Genomic DNA, 18,853 nt, shown 5'->3' on the forward strand with positions numbered 1-18,853 from the left:
GTATTGTAAAATTATCAATTTTATTTTAAATTTCCTTAACTAAACGACATTGATTTTTATGTACATATTGTTGTTTATATTCAGAATAACCTAGCTTTTTATATAACAACAGATTCTTTTCACTTTTGTAACCAGTAAATAATTCGAAGCGTTTTGTCTTTTCAAAATGTGCTTCAATACTTTTCATAAGGATTTTTCCTAATCCTTGATTTTGAAATTCTTTATGTACAAATAGCTTACCAATTATACATGTATCTGATTCAACGTGTCCTCTAACAGAACCTATAATTTTCCCATCGAATTCCATTTTAAAAAATACTTCTTTTTGAAAATCTAGCTGAATGGATGCAAAAGTTTGTGTTAATGGAGTAATTGTAAAATCATTGTATAAAATGGCTTCTTCTAAATAACATGCTTTTTGCAGTTCTAATAGTTGCTCAAGATCTGATTCTACGGCTATTGATATGTTCATTCTTAATTAATAATAAGCTACTCTTTAAATATCAATTCTTTCAGTAGTAAAAACAATAGCTGGTAATAAATTTAACATTGTCTGCTTTTTAAATAAAACCTTGAATGTTTGTTATAACGAAAAGAGGGTGGTGTGTTATTTATGATAATGGATAATGATCCTCTCTCACTCAACAATCACTGCACTCTGAGATAAAATTTCTACCTCATTTTTAAGTACACTTAAATCAGCGGGTGATGTATCACTTCCTCTTAGGCGCCAAATAAAACATTGATAGGTATAGATTCCGTTTTTAAATTCAAAATGATGATTGCCACCACTGCCATCCATAAATACTTCGCCATTGGTTAAAATCAAATCGGGTTTTTCGCTCATCGGTTTGGAAATAGGCCAAGAGGCATACCGGTATTTGCCATTGTTTAATTGATCAATACGTATTCTGAATTTTGCAGTTTCTAATACATACTCTGGATTTTTAAATTCGGTTAAAGTAGGATATAACTTCTTTTTATCTGCTTTGATGATATTTTTTTGTTTTGTTTTTTCAAGGCTAGATTGATAGTTGATCGCAATTATTTTCCCTTCGGTATCCATCCAAACCTCACCACGATTCAACATAATCCCTCTCCAGCCCATTTCTGACCAATCTGTTGCAGCATCCGAATCTATGATTAAATTTTTCAACGAGTCATCAAAGATTTCATCATATCTTAAAATGAAATCTTCTTTGGTTTTAATATCGGGAATTGGGTAATCTCGTTTTAATGGATAAGAAATCATTTTCGCAATCTCTTTGCTATTGTTATTAATCACATGCCCAATGAATATGTTGATTTTGGTTTGGTATTCTTGTCTTAGTTTTTGACCGAAACTAGTATGAAATGCGCTTGCAATAAATAATAAAAAGGGGAATAAAAATTTCATAGATAAAAGTTTAATTTGGTTGAAGGGTATAATGTACAAAAAACATTCAACTAACTTAACGTGTAATTATATGTTTTTTATGAAAAATTTGAGCGTATTTTAAATAGCTTACATTTTAACAAAATCTCCTGTCTTACCCATTCAATCCAATAAATCCCAGTTCAGAAAAAGGGCGAAAATGTATACTCATTGTCTGAACCCTTATTTATATTGGTTTCAGGGACACACAGGAAATTACACCAATTCTAAATTGAAAATAGTCCAAAATATATTTTATATCGTTGACCAGAAAAGACCCAACAGCATTTAGATTCGGGTTTAGATTACGTCCCAAACTAATTTAAAGTCCTTTATGATTTAATAAGAGAAGTTTATTTGATGCATCAATGGTAATGCATTTTTTTGTGTTAAACGATAGTAAAGCCTATTTGTGCTAAGTTTTATTTTTATAAGACAATTACTGCGTATTGATTTTTTCAAGAAAAACTAAACTGAGTTCTTCGTGTATATATTGTTTTTTATATTCAGAATACCCCAATTTTTTGTAGAGTAATATGTTTTTTGTGCTCTTGAAACCCGTAAATAATTCAAAGCGGTTTGGACTATTAAAATGTGATTCAATACCGTTCATTAAGGCTTTTCCGAGTCCTTGATTTCTAAAATCTTTGTGAACTAGAAGCCTTCCAATTTTACACGTGTTTGATTCTACATATCCTCGAACAGAGCCTATGATATTTCTATCGAATTCGATTTTTAGAAATACTTCCTTCCGAAAATCAAGTTTAATGGACGCCAAGGTTTGTGTTACAGGAGGAATTGTAAAATCATTATATAAAATGGCTTCCTCTAAATAACAGGATGTTTGCAGTTCTAATAGTTGCTCAAGATCTGTTTCTACGACTATTGATATTAAGCTACGAGTTAACTATCCAGTCTATTGATGTTAAAAACAACATATTAAAACTAATTTTATGAAGACAGCAACTTGGTATACACCAATATTATTAATGGATACTTATTACGAATTTAATTCTAATATCAATATCAAAACAACAATTAAAAGACATAAGGGCGAATAATATTTCGTGTCTTGCTGACCAAATGTTGTATGTTTAATTTTCTTGAAAAAACCAGCATATTTAAAATCACCGATTGCTCGTATTGTGAAGATTGCTGCAAGGATCCATAATCCGTAACTGCTAATCCATAAAGGTATTGAAACAGCTATAAATCCTGCTTTTAATAAAATAAAAAGACCCATAAATAGTAATCCAACTGCTACAATTAAGGTAGGAACAACTCCCGGCATTTTTGGTTTAATCCCATCGTCCATGGTTGGGTAAACCGCTTCGCTTCCCCAGCGCCCACCTATCGCCCAATAGAAATGAATGCTTGATAAAAAAAGAAAAATTACAAACAATAAAATTGATATTAGGGGTATCATTATTTAATAAGTTGGTACGGTTCAATATTAATGCTTTAACGTGTAATAACCATATGTAGGTATCACTAATTACATTTTGGTCTTTTAAGCTCGGTCGTTGGAACAAAGATTGCAAAGATGGACTGTGTGTCACATTCTATGGGTAGGGTTGACGGCTAGTGTGTACCACTATAGCCGTGAACTTAAGTGATTTGCATTTCATACTTTAGTGGTTGGTAGTTTAAGTGTAATAATTAGTAGTGGTTAAACATAGAGAACAAACACTTAAACGTACCGAACCACGGCTTATTTTCAATAGACTCTAAACATGCCGTGGTTTGGTACGTTTACGCAGCAGTATTATAGATAATGCGAAATTGTTCTTTTGCGTAAACTACCAACCACCTTTCATCGGTGTTGACAATTTTCTTATGTTGACGGCTATGGTGTGCTCCAGGTCAGGGCTAACACAGTCAATAAATGCTGTCCATCAACTTCTATCTCTTCAATCCTGTTCAATAAAAAAAGTCCCGCTAACAAGCGGGACTTTTTACTATACAATACTCTTAAAAGAGGAAACTATTTTTTTGGAGACGACAACTTCGCACCGAAAAATTCTCTGTTCATACGCGCAATGTGATGCTGTCCGATTTCTTTTGGACATACTGCAGAACACGCTTCCGTGTTGGTACAGTTACCAAAACCTTCTTCTTCCATTTGATCAATCATTGCTTCTACACGTATTTGTCTTTCAGCTTGTCCTTGTGGTAACAATGCTAATTGAGAAACTTTTGCAGATAAGAAAAGGGTAGCAGAGGCATTTTTACAAGCAGCTACACAGGCACCGCAACCAATACACGCTGCAGCATCCATTGCATCGTCTGCAATTTCTTTTTCAATAGGAATGGAGTTTGCATCAATCGTTACACCTGTGTTTACAGAAACATAACCACCTGCTTGTATGATACGGTCAAATGCAGAACGATCTACTACTAAATCTTTAATTACAGGGAAGGCATTTGCTCTCCATGGTTCGATTGTAATGGTTTCGCCATCGTGGAAGCTACGCATGTGCAATTGGCACGTAGTGATTGCTCTCTTCGGTCCGTGCGCTTCACCATTGATGTACATACTACATGCACCACAAATACCTTCGCGGCAATCGTGATCAAATGCAATCGGTTCTACACCTTTTTTGATTAAACTCTCATTTACAACATCAATCATTTCAAGAAATGACATGTCTGGAGAAATATCTTTAGCTTCGTAATTTTCAAGCTTTCCAGTAGATTTCGCATCTTTCTGACGCCAAACCTTTAACGTTAAATTCATGTGACCTGACATATTACTTATAACTTCTTTGAGTTAATTTAACATTTTCAAAATTCAATTCTTCTTTGTGTAATACTTCAGGCTGGTTTTCGCCTGTGTATTGCCAAGCAGAAACGTAGCAGTATTCATCATCTTTACGTAATGCTTCGCCTTCTTCTGTTTGAGATTCTTCACGGAAGTGACCTCCACAAGATTCTGCACGTGCCAATGCATCTACAACCATCAATTCACCTAACTCAAGGAAATCAGCTACACGACCTGCGCGTTCTAATTGTTGGTTTAGTTCTTCGTTTGTTCCCGTTACATTCACATTTTTCCAGAAATCTACACGTAATTCTTGAATCAATACTTGTGCTTTTCTCAAGCCAGCATCGTTACGAGCCATTCCGCAGTATTCCCACATGATAAGACCTAATTCACGGTGGTATTCAGCAACCGTTTTAGTTCCTTTTATGCTTAGTAATTTTTTTGTTTGTGCTTCCACTTTTGCTTTTGCTTCTGCAAATGCGGGGTGGTTTTTATCAATAGGTTTCGGTCCAATCGTTGCTAAGTAATCACTTACTGTGCTTGGGATAACGTAGTACCCATCTGCTAAGCCTTGCATTAAAGCCGAAGCTCCTAAACGGTTTGCACCGTGATCCGAGAAGTTGGCTTCACCTAATGCATACAAACCAGGTATTGTTGTCGATAAGTTGTAATCAACCCAAAGTCCACCCATGGTATAATGTACCGCTGGGTAAATACGCATGGGTTCTGCATACGGATTTTCACCTGTGATTTGTGCATACATATCAAACAAGTTGCCGTATCTAGCGCGAACTGTATCTTCACCCAAACGTTTGATTGCATCTGCAAAATCTAGGAATACAGCTAAGCCACTTGTACCTACACCAAAGCCTGCATCGCATTGTTCTTTTGCGTTACGAGATGCCACATCACGTGGAACCAAGTTACCAAAAGAAGGATATTTACGTTCTAAGAAGTAGTCTCTTTCGTTTTCAGGAATTTGACTTGCCTTGCGTTTATCTGCTTTTTGTTTTGGAACCCATACACGACCATCGTTACGGAGAGACTCAGACATCAATGTTAATTTAGACTGATGGTCTCCGGATACTGGAATACAAGTAGGGTGAATTTGTGTAAAGCATGGGTTTGCAAACAAAGCACCATGTTTATGCGCTCTCCAAGCTGCAGTTACATTTGAACCTTGTGCATTGGTAGATAAAAAGAATACGTTACCGTAGCCACCTGTACAAAGAAGAACTGCATGTGCAGAATGCGTATCAATTGTACCCGTTTCTAAATTACGTGTAACAATACCTTTCGCTTGACCGTCGATCATAACAAGATCCAACATTTCTTCACGCGTGTGCATTTTTACTGTGCCTTTGTGAATCTGGCGGCTAAGTGCGCTATACGCACCTAATAACAATTGTTGTCCCGTTTGGCCACGTGCGTAGAACGTACGAGAAACTTGTGCACCACCAAAAGAACGGTTATCAAGTAAGCCACCATATTCGCGTGCGAAGGGAACACCTTGCGCAACACATTGGTCAATAATATTTACTGAAACTTCCGCTAAGCGGTGTACGTTTGCTTCACGGGAACGATAATCACCACCTTTAATTGTATCGTAGAATAAACGGTAAACAGAATCACCATCATTTGGATAATTTTTTGCAGCGTTGATACCACCTTGTGCAGCAATAGAGTGCGCACGACGAGGACTATCTTGAAAACAAAACGATTGTACATTGTAACCCAATTCTGCTAACGAAGCAGCAGCAGAGGCACCTGCTAGACCAGTACCAACAACAATAATGTTGTACTTTCTTTTATTTGCAGGGTTAACCAACTTAAGATTAAACTTATGTTTCGTCCACTTATCTGCTAATGGCCCGTCTGGTATTTTTGAATCTAATTTCATAGTGCTATATCAGAAGGTTTAAATTATCTAAAGAAGATTATTAAAGGAATAATGGCAAATCCAAAGGGAATTAAGCCCCAAAATACAAAACCTACGGTTTTGATTATGGGCGTGTATTTAGGGTGTCTTAAACCCAAGGATTGGAATGCACTTTGAAAACCATGGAATAAGTGAAAGCCTAAAGCAATCATACCGATTACATAAATTCCAACAACAATCGGTTCGTGAAATTCAAGATTTACTTCAGAAAACATATCTTTTACAATTACTTTTTCATCGTTTTCCAATGTGTAGGTAACCATAGGTAAATCTTTCGTGATACCTAAGTAGGCCATTTTGAAGTCTTTTAAGTGAATTACCAAAAAGATCAAAATCATGGTACCCAAAACACCCATCCAACGAGAGGAGAATGAACTTGTTTTACCTGGATTGTTTACTGCGTATCCGACAGAACGCGCAGATTTGTTTTTGTAGGTGATGTAAGCTCCCCAAACAACGTGTGCTAAGATGAAGGCGAAGTTAACATAGGAAATAGCCTTAATTAATGGATTCGAAGTCATAAACTTGGTGTACAAGTTAAATGCTTCACCACCATCCTGATGCAGTAATTGAAAATTACCTGCCAAATGCACCGCTAAAAACGTGCATAAGAACAAGCCTGTTAAGGCCATTATTACTTTTCTACCAACACTTGTTGAGAAAACTGTTTTTGTAAACCAACTCATCTTTTATCCTTTTATTTTTGCCTGTTCGATAAATGTTTTTTATTAACTTGCCAAAGTTAACTTCAGACTTGAATTGTTGCAACCTAAATTATTATTTGGATGTATTCTAAATTGAGTTAACTTCGTTATATTAATAACAACAAACTGTCCTTCATTGTTTTATAATAGTATGAACTATTTTAATTATATAAGAAATTTCACGTACGTAGTTTTGCTTGTACTTACTTTTAGTTTTTCGAGCCATGCTACACACATAAAAGCAGGTGAATTTTCAGCAAAAAGATTGTCTGGTTCTGCTTTAGCATATGAAATTACCTTAACACTTTACTATAATACGAGTGGTACGAATGTCGATCCGGACGTTGTTACTATAGATTTTGGTGATGGCTCCTCTCAGCTTGTTAATAGACAGCCTAAAATTAATATTGGTAATAATACCTCTCAGAATACCTTTATTGTGAACCATACCTACAATGGAGCCAGTACATATATTATAGGTATGAGAGATGAAAATCGCAATGATAATATAAAAAACATTCCAGGTTCATCCAATGTAGCCTTCTATGTTGAAATGCAATTAAAAATCAATCCAATTACGGGCTTGAATAGCAGTCCAATCATGACCGTACCTCCTATAGATTTTGGGGCCGTAGGTAAAATATTTACACATAATGCAGGTGCGTATGATCCAGACGGAGACAGTCTTTCGTATGAATTAATATCAGCTAAAAGTGCTTTGAATAAGCCTATCGTTGGGTATAATGTTCCTGGATCTCCAATTTTTGGTGGACAAAGTACCTTAGGTGGACCTGCCTTTTTAACGCTGAATCCTGTTACGGGTGATATTGTTTGGAATGCTCCAAGTAATTATGGCAGTGATCCAAGGTTTTATAATATAGCTATAAAAATAACCGAATGGCGTTATGGTCGACCTATTGGTTACATCGTGCGCGATATGCAGGTTGAAATTAAAGAAACGCAAAACAACCCTCCTAAACTTGTAATGCCCAAGGATACTTGTATTGAGGCTGGATCCTTGTTGAAAGGTTTCGTGAAAGCAAGTGATCCGGATGGGGATATTGTTCGATTGGAAACGTATGGACAGCCATATAATGTACCTTCTAGTCCTGCATCTATAAATTTTATTGGACAAAATACGCAAAACCCTTCAGGAAATTTTTCTTGGCAAACCAATTGTTCGCATGTTCGAAATCAACCCTATCAAGTAGTTTTTAAGGCAATCGATGAATTTCAAGTGCCCATTTTGGTGGATATTCGTACCTGGTTGGTTTCTGTTAAAGGGCCAAGAGTGAAAGGTATTATTGCTACACCAGGCGTTAAATCTGTAACACTTAACTGGCCTTTGTATACATGTAGTTCCAATGCAGATTTTATTAACATATATAGAAGAGATTGTGATTCTGTTGCACCAAATACTGATCCTTGTAAAACGGGTCCGCTTACAGGTTATACACTTATAGGTTCAGTACCTGCAACAGCTACAAGTTACTTAGATGATAATAATACAAAAGGATTAAATAAAGGGAAATCCTACTGTTATATTTTAGTAGCAACATATCCTGCACCAGGTTACGGTGAAAGCTATCCATCCAATCAAGTATGTGCAGAACTCAATAGAGATGTTGCTGTATTTTCTTCTGTTGATGTGATAGAAACATCTTCAACAACGGGTAAGGTGTTTTTAAAATGGTATAATCCATCGGCAAGCTCTGTAGTGGGGCCATATGCGTATGAAATTGAAAGAGGGGAAGGACTTAATCCCATTAGCTATACAACCATCATACCTACGATATCTACAGATACAATATTCACAGATGATAATTTAAACACTAAAAATAAAATTTATAGTTACCGAATTAAATTAGTGAATAATGGTTTTTATTCTTCTGTGGTTCCAACGTTCGATTTAGAAACAGTGGCAGGTAATGCATCGGCTTCTTTATCTTGGACCTACACGACTCCTTGGATTACCGATTCCGTAGAAGTATATCGTAAAATAAACTCGGGTTCATTTATTAAAATTAAAACCCTTGCATCAACTGCAACTAAATACAAAGACAACACTGTTGTCAATTGTGATACGGTATATTATTATATCAAGCAATATGGTGTGTATTGTGATAAAGCACTCACAAAAATTGCTACACAAACTTCTGCAATTGATTCGGTAAGACCCTTAAATGACAATCCTCCTAAAGCACCGAAACTAACAGTGGAAGGCTGTAATGGAGATTTGAGTGTGTTTCAGAATGTGTTGAATTGGTCTAATTTATCAGATCCCAACTGCAATACCATTGACCATTACTCAGTTTATTTTGCAAAACATAATACAGATTATCTTAGTGTTATTCAAAAAACAAAAGACACCACGTATATCTACAAAAATAAATTTACCACTGCTGGTTGTTATCAAATATCAGCAACAAATCTTGCAGGTGTAGAAGGTGCACGCAGTGAAAAAATTTGTGTAGATGATTGTATCTATTACGATTTGCCAAATTTGCTTACTCTAAATAATGATGGAAAAAATGATATAATTGAACCATTTCCTGTTCCTCGTGGTGCAGCATTTGTGAAATATTATGTATACAACCGTTGGGGTTCATTGGTATATTATAAAGATACAGACCCCAATATCAATTGGGATGGAAGAATAGATAGTGGAGAATCCTTGTCGGATGGTATCTATTATTTCTTAGCAGAAGTTCATTTTTATGGACGTGTAAATGCAGATGATGAAATCAAAAATATAAAAGGATGGTTGCAGATTCTGACAACAAAATAATAAAGGATAGTTCTTTGGTTTTGTTTGATGGCGTGTGTCATTTCTGTAACAATTCAGTAAATTTTATTATCGATCACGATCCGAAAAATAAATTTGTATTTGCTCCATTGCAATCTGAAATGGCAACAAATATTTTGAAACAATTGGGTGAAAAAAATATCCTTATAGATTCTATTATCTTAGTTCAAAATAATAGAATCTATAAACGCTCTAGAGCATCGCTAGAAATTGCGAAAAGATTGAATGGCTTATGGCCGCTATGCTATGTATTTATTGTTGTACCTGGTTTTATACGCGATTTTGTATACAATATTATTGCAAATAATAGATACAAATGGTTTGGTAAAATGGAAGCCTGCCGTTTCCCAACTGCGGAGGAAAGAGAACGATTTCTTTGAGAATTACAGTGTATTGAGAACGGAGTACAAAGTACAAATCTAAATTAGTAATTCAACTCAAGCATTGTAGATGTATAATTATTTGTGTGCCTACTTATTAATATAGTGATTTTTTATATTTTAAAATTCTCTCTTCAATTTTATATTTAGTACTTAGTACTCAGTACTCTGTATTCTATACTTGCATATCAATAAATAAAGGAATAGTTTTACTATTCAAATCTGTTTTACATTTTAAAAAAATAATATGAAAGCATACGTTTTCCCTGGCCAAGGGTCTCAATTTTCTGGAATGGGTAAAGAACTTTTTGAAAACTCTGCCAAAGCAAAAGGATTGTTTCTTCAAGCGAATGACATTTTGGGTTTTGATATTACAAAAATCATGTTTACAGGTACAGATGAGGAATTAAGACAAACGAATGTAACTCAACCTGCCATTTTTATTCACTCTGTAATTCTTGCTAAAATCAGCGAGACTTTTGCACCTGAAATGGTTGCAGGTCATTCATTAGGAGAATTCTCTGCATTGGTTGCAAACGGTACCTTATCTTTTGAAGATGGATTAAAATTGGTTTCTAAAAGGGCCATGGCAATGCAAAAGGCATGTGAATTAGTGCCTGGCACAATGGCGGCTGTATTGGCTTTAGCAGATGATAAAGTGGAAGAAATTTGTGCATCTATTTCGGATGAAGTTGTTGTAGCTGCAAATTATAACTGTCCCGGACAATTGGTTATTTCTGGTTCAGTAAAAGGAATTGAAAAGGCATGTGAGTTGATGAAAGCAGCTGGCGCTAAACGTGCATTGGTATTGCCTGTTGGTGGTGCGTTCCACTCACCTTTGATGGAACCTGCACGTATTGAATTGGAAGATGCTATAAAAAACACCTTGTTCAGTAAACCAACGTGTGCGGTATACCAAAATGTGAATGCTAAGCCATCTACCGATGTGGAAGCAATTAAATTAAACTTAATAGCACAACTAACTGCACCTGTACGTTGGACACAGTCCGTGCAAAATATGGTGAAAGATGGCGCTACGCAATTTATAGAATGTGGCCCAGGTAAAGTATTGCAAGGCTTGGTTAAAAAGATTGAACCAGGAGTGGAAGTAGTGTCGATTTAAAAAATCTAAAATGATCAAATAACAAAAAGCAAATTCCAAACAGAGAAAATATCCTCCGTTTGGAATTTGTTTTTTGTTATTTGGAATTTAATTTGGTGACTTCCAGCCCATCTCCACACCGCTCCAACAACTCCTTATTTGTAACATTAAAAACGGGATGTACAAAATCTGGAAGTACCTCAACAAGTGGTACCAATGTAAACCTCCGCTCATGCAAATAGGGATGTGGTATTTTTAATTTATTGGTTGCACAAATTTCTGAATCGTAATATAAAATGTCTATGTCAATGGTTCGGTTGCCCCATTTTTCTTTCCGATTTCTACCTAATTTTTTCTCAATCGATAAACACAATACCAATACTTCAATTGGTGTATGGCTTGTAGTACATACCAGTACTTGATTTAAAAAATCTGCTTGGTCTTCATTTCCCCACGCCTTGGTTTCATAATAATTGGAAGTTGCATTGATTTGACCTATTTCATCTGAGATATGACTTGTTGCCTGTTGCATCCAATCTTGACGCGCACCTATATTGCTTCCTAATAAAATGACTACGGTATGTTTGTTTTGATCCATGTGGAGACAAAGATAGGTAATCAATTATAAATTATAAGTCAATGTCGTTTAGTTAACGATTGTTGTAACCTGCGAGAGGTACTATGTATACGCAAACAGTTTTGGTTTTATACCGAACATATACGCTTTCTATTTCAGCACTGACCCCAGTCGGGGTCATATCTTTATAGCACAAACAACACAATAAACATATACGCGCTCCCGAAGGGAGCATGTTATTCAAGGTATAAAAGCGATCAATCCCTTCGGGATTCCGCGTATCTATCTATTGGATATTATTTTACTATAAATATTCGACCCCGACTGGGGGCGGTCTTAACTAAACGGCATTGAATTATAAGTTATGAATGGGAAATGACTCACGATGTTCTTTGCTGTGGTAGATTGCCGTTTTCTTTCATAGTGACGCTATTTCTATTTTTTAAATCCCATAAATCCCAATTCAGTCAATTTAAAATGAGTTGCATTCCGATCAAATAATTGCACCCATACAATAAACTAAAGGATTATTCGACTTTAATAGTATACCAAACGAATTAAAAAATTGAGGGGTATTTTACTACCTACTAGTTTTGTATATTTAATCTCTTAAACCGTTTTCATATGAGTTTTATAAAAAATGTATTTGCCGTTATTGTTGGTTTTATTTTATTAACCATTATCGGAATTGTTATTGTTGTGGCAATGGTTTCATCTGGCAAAGAAGATGAAACATCTTCGTTAAAGGATAATTCTGTATTGAAAATTACCTTGGACAATGAAATTGTTGAACGCGAATCGGATAAATTGTTTAGTGGTCTTTTAGATCCAAGAGGAGCTTCTTCTAAAATTGGCTTGTTGGAATTGAAAAAGGCAATTCAAGAAGCTACAACAAATGATAAAATTAAAGGAATTTACATTGAATTTAAATTCGCAACGGCTGGGATTGCTACTTGGAAAGAATTACGTGACGAATTAGTGGAATTTAAAAAATCAGGAAAATTTGTTGTTACCTATGGTGAAATGTATACCGAAGCGGCGTATTATTTGGCATCGGTAGCAGACGAAATTTATTTGCCTGAATCTGGCATGCTAGAGTTTAACGGAATTGGTGTAAATATGATGTACTTCAAAAATTTGTTAAGTAAAATTGGCGTTAAAACAGAAGTATTCAGAGTTGGTAAATATAAAAGTGCTATTGAGCCTTTGGTCAACGATCACATGAGTGATGCAGATCGCGAGCAGGTTCATTTATACATCAATTCTTTGTATTCGGTGATGTTAGAAGATATTGCTGTAAGTAGAAATATTCCCTTGGAAACGTTAAAAAACATCTCGGATTCTATGTTGGTGCGTAATGCTAGAGATGCCAGAGAACTTGGTTTAATTTCACACGAAGCATATTTTGATCAACTTATTCTTTCTATTAAATCAAAATTGAAATTGGAAGACGAGACGGAAATAAACTTTATTTCATATAAAAAACTGATACAATTTAATAAAGATAAAATTGCTGTTTCAACAGAACCACACATTGCGGTTTTATTTGCGAATGGTGAAATTCAATCTGGTAAAGGCGATGGCGAAGTAATTGGTTCAGAAACCATCTGTGCAGATTTAAGAAAATTGCGAGAAGATGAGAATGTGAAAGCAATTGTATTGCGTATTAATTCTCCAGGTGGTAGTGCATTGGCTTCAGACATTATTTGGAGAGAAATAATATTAACAAGAGAAGTAAAACCTGTTATCGCGTCTATGGCTAACGTAGCAGCTTCTGGTGGATATTATATTGCCATGGCTTGTGATACCATCGTTGCTTCACCTGCAACAATTACCGGTTCTATTGGCGTGTTTGGATTATTGATGAATACAGAAGATTTATTGAATAATAAATTAGGAATCAATACGGATTCTGAAAAGACAGGTTTATATTCCGATATCGGTTCCTTAACGCGCCCAGTTACGGATGGCGAACGAGCAATCATTCAAAATGAAGTAAATTCAATTTATGCAACGTTTATTCAAAAAGCAGCTTTAGGAAGACATACTACGGTAGAAGAGATTGAAGAAAAGGCTTCAGGTCGAGTATGGGCGGGTAAAGATGCGAAAGTAAATAATTTGATAGATGTTTTTGGCGGAATGAATACAGCCATCGGTATTGCTGCTAAAAGAGCTAAGCTTGCTGATGGGTATAAATTGGTGTATTACCCAGAACAAAAAAACCAGGCATGGATTGAGTTTTTTAATTCTTTTTCTGGAGAAGAAGATGCTAAAATGAAAACCTTTGGAGCATATTATGCGCAGTTCAAAACGCTGCAATCTTTGCCTAAATATCAAGGTGTACAAGCTCGTATTCCGTATTTTATGGACATAAAATAGAAAATATCTACGCCTTAGAAGTTCATATTGAATTACTTATCATGTAAAATGCATGTGGCATCGTTGGTTTAGTACTTCAAAACTCAAATATTCGTATATTTGGCGCTTAGTTTATTAAGAAAAGAAATGACAGAAATTCGCAATAACTGGACAAAAGAAGAGATTTCAGAAATCTATAATAGTCCTATTTTGGATTTAATGTATCGTGGTGCAACTGTGCATCGTGAATTTCATGATTCGCAAGAAGTACAAGTGTGTACCTTATTGTCGATTAAAACTGGCGGTTGTCCAGAAGATTGTTCGTATTGTCCGCAAGCAGCGCGCTACCACACAGATGTGAAGGTAGAAAAGTTGATGGATGTAGACGAAGTGTTAAAGTCTGCTTTAGAAGCCAAAGAATCTGGTAGTACACGTTTTTGTATGGGTGCTGCTTGGAGAGAAGTGCGCGATAACAAAGACTTCGATAAAGTAATTGATATGGTTAAAGGAGTAAGTACAATGGGTATGGAAGTATGCTGTACACTTGGTATGTTAACTCCTACACAAGCTGAAAAATTAAAAGATGCGGGTTTGTATGCATACAATCACAACTTAGATACCAGCGAAGAGCACTACGATAAAGTAATTACGACTAGAACCTACGATGACCGTTTAGAAACATTAGATAATGTGCGTAAAGCAAACATATCTGTGTGCTCTGGTGGTATTATTGGTATGGGCGAAAGTCATGGCGATCGAATAGGAATGTTGCATACCTTAGTAAACATGGAAGCGCATCCAGAATCGGTTCCTGTAAATGCATTGGTACCTGTTGAAGGAACGCCATTAGCGGATCAACCCCGTGTTTCTGTTTGGGAAATGGTTCGAATGATTGCAACAGCTCGTATTATAATGCCTAAAGCGATGGTACGTTTGTCTGCAGGTCGGGTGCGTATGAATACTGAAGAGCAGGCATTGTGCTTTCTTGCAGGTGCAAACTCTATTTTTGCAGGGGATAAATTATTGACGACTCCAAATCCGGAAGTAAATGCTGATAAAGAAATGTTTCAAATATTAAACTTAAAACCTCGTGCATCATTTAAAAATGGTGATGGTGTGAAGGTTAAATTTGAGCAGATACCAAGTGCGATATAATAAAGCTTAACGTTGAAGGCTTAAAGCCTAATGCTGAAAATATATAATATAAAGAGTCCTATCAATGTTGTTGGTAGGACTCTTTTTTATTTGATAAGCCTTTCAAAGTATAAATTGGGTTATAGTATTCAGAAAACTTATATGATAGTGTCTGAAGAATCAAAACACAATAATTTGTAAATAATTTATTTTGAAGGAAATTTATTTCAGATGGAAAAATACCTTAGATTGATATCCGTATTGTTCGTTTTAAAAAAATGAAAAGAATGAAGCATGTTACTATTTTAAGAGATATGAAGAGAATACTTTATATGAGTTTTATAGTTTTGATTGTGGTTGGATGCACGGATTCAAAACCAGACACCATATCCAATGCAATTTATGTATGGAATGAACGGTCTTCGTATAATTATTTTTCAACGGAAGAGTTGAGTTTTCTCAAAGAAAATAACATAAAACAAATTTATTGCAAACTGACAGATGTAAGTTGGGACGAAGTGAATCATGCCTATCCCAATGATACAAAAGAATTGCCCGGAGATGATGTGTTAAAAACATTTTTAACAATTATTCCATGTGTTTTTATTGAAAATAGTGTGATGCTAAAAAGTACGAAGCCGGAATTGGAATATATGGCAAAAAAAATAGCTTCACGAGTAAAAAAATACGATTCAAAAACAAAATCATGTCAAATAGATTGTGATTGGTCGGCTACTAGCAAGGATCAGTATTTTTATTTTTTAACACAATTGAAAAAACAATTAGATTCAATAAGTCTAACTGCGACCCTTCGATTGTATCAATATAAGTATCCTGAAAAGACAGGAGTGCCACCAGTAGATAGAGCAATGCTCATGTTGTATAACTTCAATTCCCCTGTTGTTTATAGAGCTGAAAATAGCATCTTCGACGAAGGAGAAGCACGTAAGTATATAACAGATGCGAAGTATGCATTACCGCTTGATTTTGCTTTGCCTGCATTTTCATGGAATGTAGTCTACAATGAAGAAAATAAATTTGTTGGCTTTCTTAAAACTGAAGAACTAAATGAAAAAACGACCTATCTCAAATCGGTGTCAGACAATACCTACGAAATAATTGCAGACACAAGCATTGATCCCTATTATTTACGAAAAGGGTATAAGATTAAAATAGAAACAATAAATCAGGAAGGTTTAAAAGACGCCTACGGTTTAATTAAATCATTTAAAAATACCGATTCCTATACGGTTGCATTGTTTGATCTAAATGCAAAACTATTAAATACACAAACCAAAGAAAATAATCAACCGCTATATGAATCGATTTTTATTAAGTAGCATTATTATTCTGCTTCCGCTGATTTCAGCAAAACCATGTGGAGATTATTACAATGCAGAGCAAGTGCGTGTGACTAACTTTATGGGTAATGCCATCGGCTTTAATGAACTTGCCAAGTATACGTTTTCAACTAATTTTTATGAATATGATGAAATTCCTACAAATGAATCGTATACAGAAAATATAGACCAATGGTTTAGGTATTGTAAGAATACGAATGTGGATCGAAAAGATATTTATAATTTTTTGTATGTAGTATCAAATGAGGATGTCATAAAAAATAAAAACATGCTCTTGTTAGAAAATCCATTTTTAAAGGTATTTAAGGACAATCAAGAAGTTCTGGACTATTTATTTTTAATAAAACGAAATCCAACATACGATTTCAAAACTGTTTGGGACAATTTTGAAGGGGATGTTTATACCTCTTATTTTTTCAATGAAGGTACACGAATATATCCAACACAGATTTATAAAGGATTACTCACACAAACAAAAAATACATTTTTAAAACGTAGATACGCTTATCAGTATTTGGTGTCATTATATTATGAAGAAAGAATCGATAAAGTGCAACTGTTAAACGTGTTTGATACGTACTTTAAGCATGCCGATAAGGATTGGATGTATTACTCTGCATTGCATTATGCTGCCTACTTTATGTCCAATCAAAATGACATCCGTTTAGATTGTATCATGAATGGCAGTGATAAGCAAGCACGTAATATTGAATTGTTATATGCTTCTCCTACATTTAAAAATAATCTGGCTACTGAAAAAGATTCAATTAAAAAATCTTATTTATTGGCTATACGCGCTATGCGTACGATGGGACCTTGTTTATCAGATCTGAAAGCAATATATCAGTTGAATCCTAAAAACATCTATTTTAATTTTTTATTGAATCGAGAAATTAATAAAATTGAAGATTGGGTTTTAACGCCTGAGTTTACCGATTTTGAGCCCTACACTGGATCGGAACAGACACTTCGTAACCATAGCAAGGATGTTGCTTACGCAAATGATGTGCTCAATTTTACTAGTCAGCTAAGCGGAACAAACAATGCCGTATTTTTAACACTTGTAAACTCGTATCTCAATTATGTATTAGGTAAACCTGAAGAAGCCTTTAACATGTTGAAAAATACAAGCTCGTATTCAAACCCACTATTACAAATTCAAGCGAGAACTATTTCCTTATTAATAAGGCTCTCAACACAAAAGGTCGATAGAGAGGTAGAGAATGAAATAGTTGCACTTATTAAATTATCTCCCAATCTTGTATTTCGTAATCAACTTATACGTAGTTGTGCAAGCTTATTATTTAGAATACCTAGCTGTAAAGCAAAGGCATTTTTGTTGTTAAGTCAGAGTAGTTATCCAAGAGAAAATTTTGGAAATGATTTATACGATAATCTTCATACACATGCAAGTGTGCGTGAAGTGTACGAAGTATTAAAGATTATCCGTTCGCCTAATAATCTTCCATTAGAAATGTATATATCTAGGAAGAATGAAAATAGATATTCATGGAAACATACAATGAAAGAAGAATGGACTTTTTATGATACATTGAAAATTAAAAATTTGATTGCAATGAAACATATGAATACCGATGAGTTGGAAAAGGCACTGGCTGTTTACAATACGTTTCCGGATTCCTATTGGCTGAATTCGTATTTTGATGATCCCTTTACATTTAGCATTTTTGATGGTCATAATCATGGCAAGTCAGATAAAATTGGATATACAAAAAAGCAATTCCTCGAAAAATTAATATCTTATAAAAAGGCGTTGGCTTTAAAACCCAACGATGCGCTATTAAACTATTATGTTGGAAATGCCTATTTATCGCTTACTTGGTATGGTAAGAATTGGTATATGTCTGATACACGTTGGAGTAGTAGTGGTTATGAATATAGAACAAAAGGGAGTACTACTTTTGAAAATAATTATTATAAATGTGCCAGAGCCATACCATATATTAAAAAAGCAGCAGATAATTTATTGGATAAAAAAATACAAACACTCGCACAATTGAATCTAGCTTATTGTTATACTATACAGAAGGAGTTACCATTTAAGGCCTTACTTGATACCGACACACGTGCATATTATTCGGAAATTGAGTTGAATTGCGATGTATATGTGCAATATTTAAATCAATATAGATTGGTAGATCACAATTATACTTCTATGGGTAGATTAAAGATGTTTGAATCTTTTGATGATGACGGAAGGTATTATTAATGCAAGACTTAATGGGCACATACTAACACCTTATGCGTTTATTTATTGTTGTTGAAGTTATTTCATGACTAGAGATGATGCCTT

At 34.9% G+C, this 18,853-nt stretch carries 15 protein-coding genes; 7 read left to right on the plus strand and 8 right to left on the minus strand.

Going from position 1 to position 18,853, the window contains the following annotated elements; genetic code table 11:
• Positions 1-25: 25 nt before the first annotated feature.
• The 7 genes from Q0543_RS05135 to Q0543_RS05165 form a co-directional block, all read right to left on the minus strand.
• The gene (locus tag Q0543_RS05135) at positions 26-472 is read right to left on the minus strand and encodes a GNAT family N-acetyltransferase (protein WP_299250059.1); all 447 of its coding nucleotides are present in this window, start codon (positions 470-472) and stop codon (positions 26-28) included.
• 165 nt (positions 473-637) lie between these two features.
• Positions 638-1,396: a hypothetical protein gene (locus Q0543_RS05140; RefSeq protein ID WP_299250061.1), complete on the minus strand. Its 759-nt coding sequence runs from the start codon at positions 1,394-1,396 to the stop codon at positions 638-640.
• Between the two features lie 457 nt (positions 1,397-1,853).
• Complete coding sequence (locus tag Q0543_RS05145) at positions 1,854-2,306, minus strand: GNAT family N-acetyltransferase (RefSeq protein WP_366800010.1); 453 nt, start codon at positions 2,304-2,306, stop codon at positions 1,854-1,856.
• A gap of 108 nt (positions 2,307-2,414) precedes the next feature.
• Positions 2,415-2,840, minus strand: coding sequence for a DUF3995 domain-containing protein (locus tag Q0543_RS05150; RefSeq protein WP_299250064.1), 426 nt, complete (start codon positions 2,838-2,840; stop codon positions 2,415-2,417).
• Between the two features lie 558 nt (positions 2,841-3,398).
• The gene (locus Q0543_RS05155; RefSeq protein WP_299250066.1) at positions 3,399-4,151 is read right to left on the minus strand and encodes a succinate dehydrogenase/fumarate reductase iron-sulfur subunit; all 753 of its coding nucleotides are present in this window, start codon (positions 4,149-4,151) and stop codon (positions 3,399-3,401) included.
• A 13-nt stretch (positions 4,152-4,164) separates the two neighbouring features.
• A complete protein-coding gene (locus Q0543_RS05160; protein ID WP_299250068.1) occupies positions 4,165-6,078 on the minus strand; it encodes a fumarate reductase/succinate dehydrogenase flavoprotein subunit in 1,914 nt (637 codons plus the stop codon).
• Positions 6,079-6,101: 23 nt separating this feature from the next.
• Entirely contained in the window at positions 6,102-6,803 is a 702-nt protein-coding gene (locus Q0543_RS05165) for a succinate dehydrogenase cytochrome b subunit (protein WP_299250070.1), read from the minus strand.
• Between the two features lie 211 nt (positions 6,804-7,014).
• Here Q0543_RS05165 and Q0543_RS05170 point away from each other — a divergent pair, with 211 nt between their 5' ends.
• The 3 genes from Q0543_RS05170 (at position 7,015) to fabD (ending at position 11,130) form a co-directional block, all read left to right on the plus strand.
• Positions 7,015-9,609 carry a gliding motility-associated C-terminal domain-containing protein gene (locus Q0543_RS05170; RefSeq protein ID WP_299250072.1) on the plus strand — a complete coding sequence of 865 codons (2,595 nt, stop codon included), beginning with the start codon at positions 7,015-7,017 and terminating at the stop codon, positions 9,607-9,609.
• Positions 9,582-10,007, plus strand: coding sequence for a thiol-disulfide oxidoreductase DCC family protein (locus tag Q0543_RS05175; protein ID WP_299250074.1), 426 nt, complete (start codon positions 9,582-9,584; stop codon positions 10,005-10,007). The genes Q0543_RS05170 and Q0543_RS05175 overlap by 28 nt, the downstream gene beginning before the upstream one ends.
• 247 nt (positions 10,008-10,254) lie before the next feature.
• Positions 10,255-11,130 (plus strand): ACP S-malonyltransferase, encoded by an 876-nt coding sequence (gene fabD / locus Q0543_RS05180; protein WP_299250076.1) that lies wholly within the window; start codon positions 10,255-10,257, stop codon positions 11,128-11,130.
• 76 nt (positions 11,131-11,206) lie between these two features.
• Here the strand turns inward: fabD and folK are convergent, their stop codons facing one another.
• Positions 11,207-11,707 (minus strand): 2-amino-4-hydroxy-6-hydroxymethyldihydropteridine diphosphokinase, encoded by a 501-nt coding sequence (gene folK, locus Q0543_RS05185; RefSeq protein ID WP_299250078.1) that lies wholly within the window; start codon positions 11,705-11,707, stop codon positions 11,207-11,209.
• Positions 11,708-12,310: 603 nt separating this feature from the next.
• On the opposite strand from folK, the gene sppA reads away from it, so the two are divergent.
• The 4 genes from sppA (at position 12,311) to Q0543_RS05205 (ending at position 18,769) form a co-directional block, all read left to right on the plus strand.
• A complete protein-coding gene (sppA, locus tag Q0543_RS05190; protein WP_299250080.1) occupies positions 12,311-14,065 on the plus strand; it encodes a signal peptide peptidase SppA in 1,755 nt (584 codons plus the stop codon).
• Positions 14,066-14,191: 126 nt separating this feature from the next.
• A complete protein-coding gene (gene bioB / locus Q0543_RS05195) occupies positions 14,192-15,199 on the plus strand; it encodes a biotin synthase BioB (protein ID WP_299250082.1) in 1,008 nt (335 codons plus the stop codon).
• Positions 15,200-15,510: 311 nt separating this feature from the next.
• Positions 15,511-16,518, plus strand: coding sequence for a hypothetical protein (locus Q0543_RS05200; protein ID WP_299250084.1), 1,008 nt, complete (start codon positions 15,511-15,513; stop codon positions 16,516-16,518).
• Positions 16,496-18,769, plus strand: coding sequence for a hypothetical protein (locus Q0543_RS05205; RefSeq protein ID WP_299250086.1), 2,274 nt, complete (start codon positions 16,496-16,498; stop codon positions 18,767-18,769). The genes Q0543_RS05200 and Q0543_RS05205 overlap by 23 nt, the downstream gene beginning before the upstream one ends.
• The last annotated feature ends 84 nt before the right edge of the window (positions 18,770-18,853 follow it).

The organism is uncultured Cytophaga sp. (genome assembly GCF_937863595.1).
Lineage (GTDB): Bacteria > Bacteroidota > Bacteroidia > Cytophagales > Cytophagaceae > Cytophaga.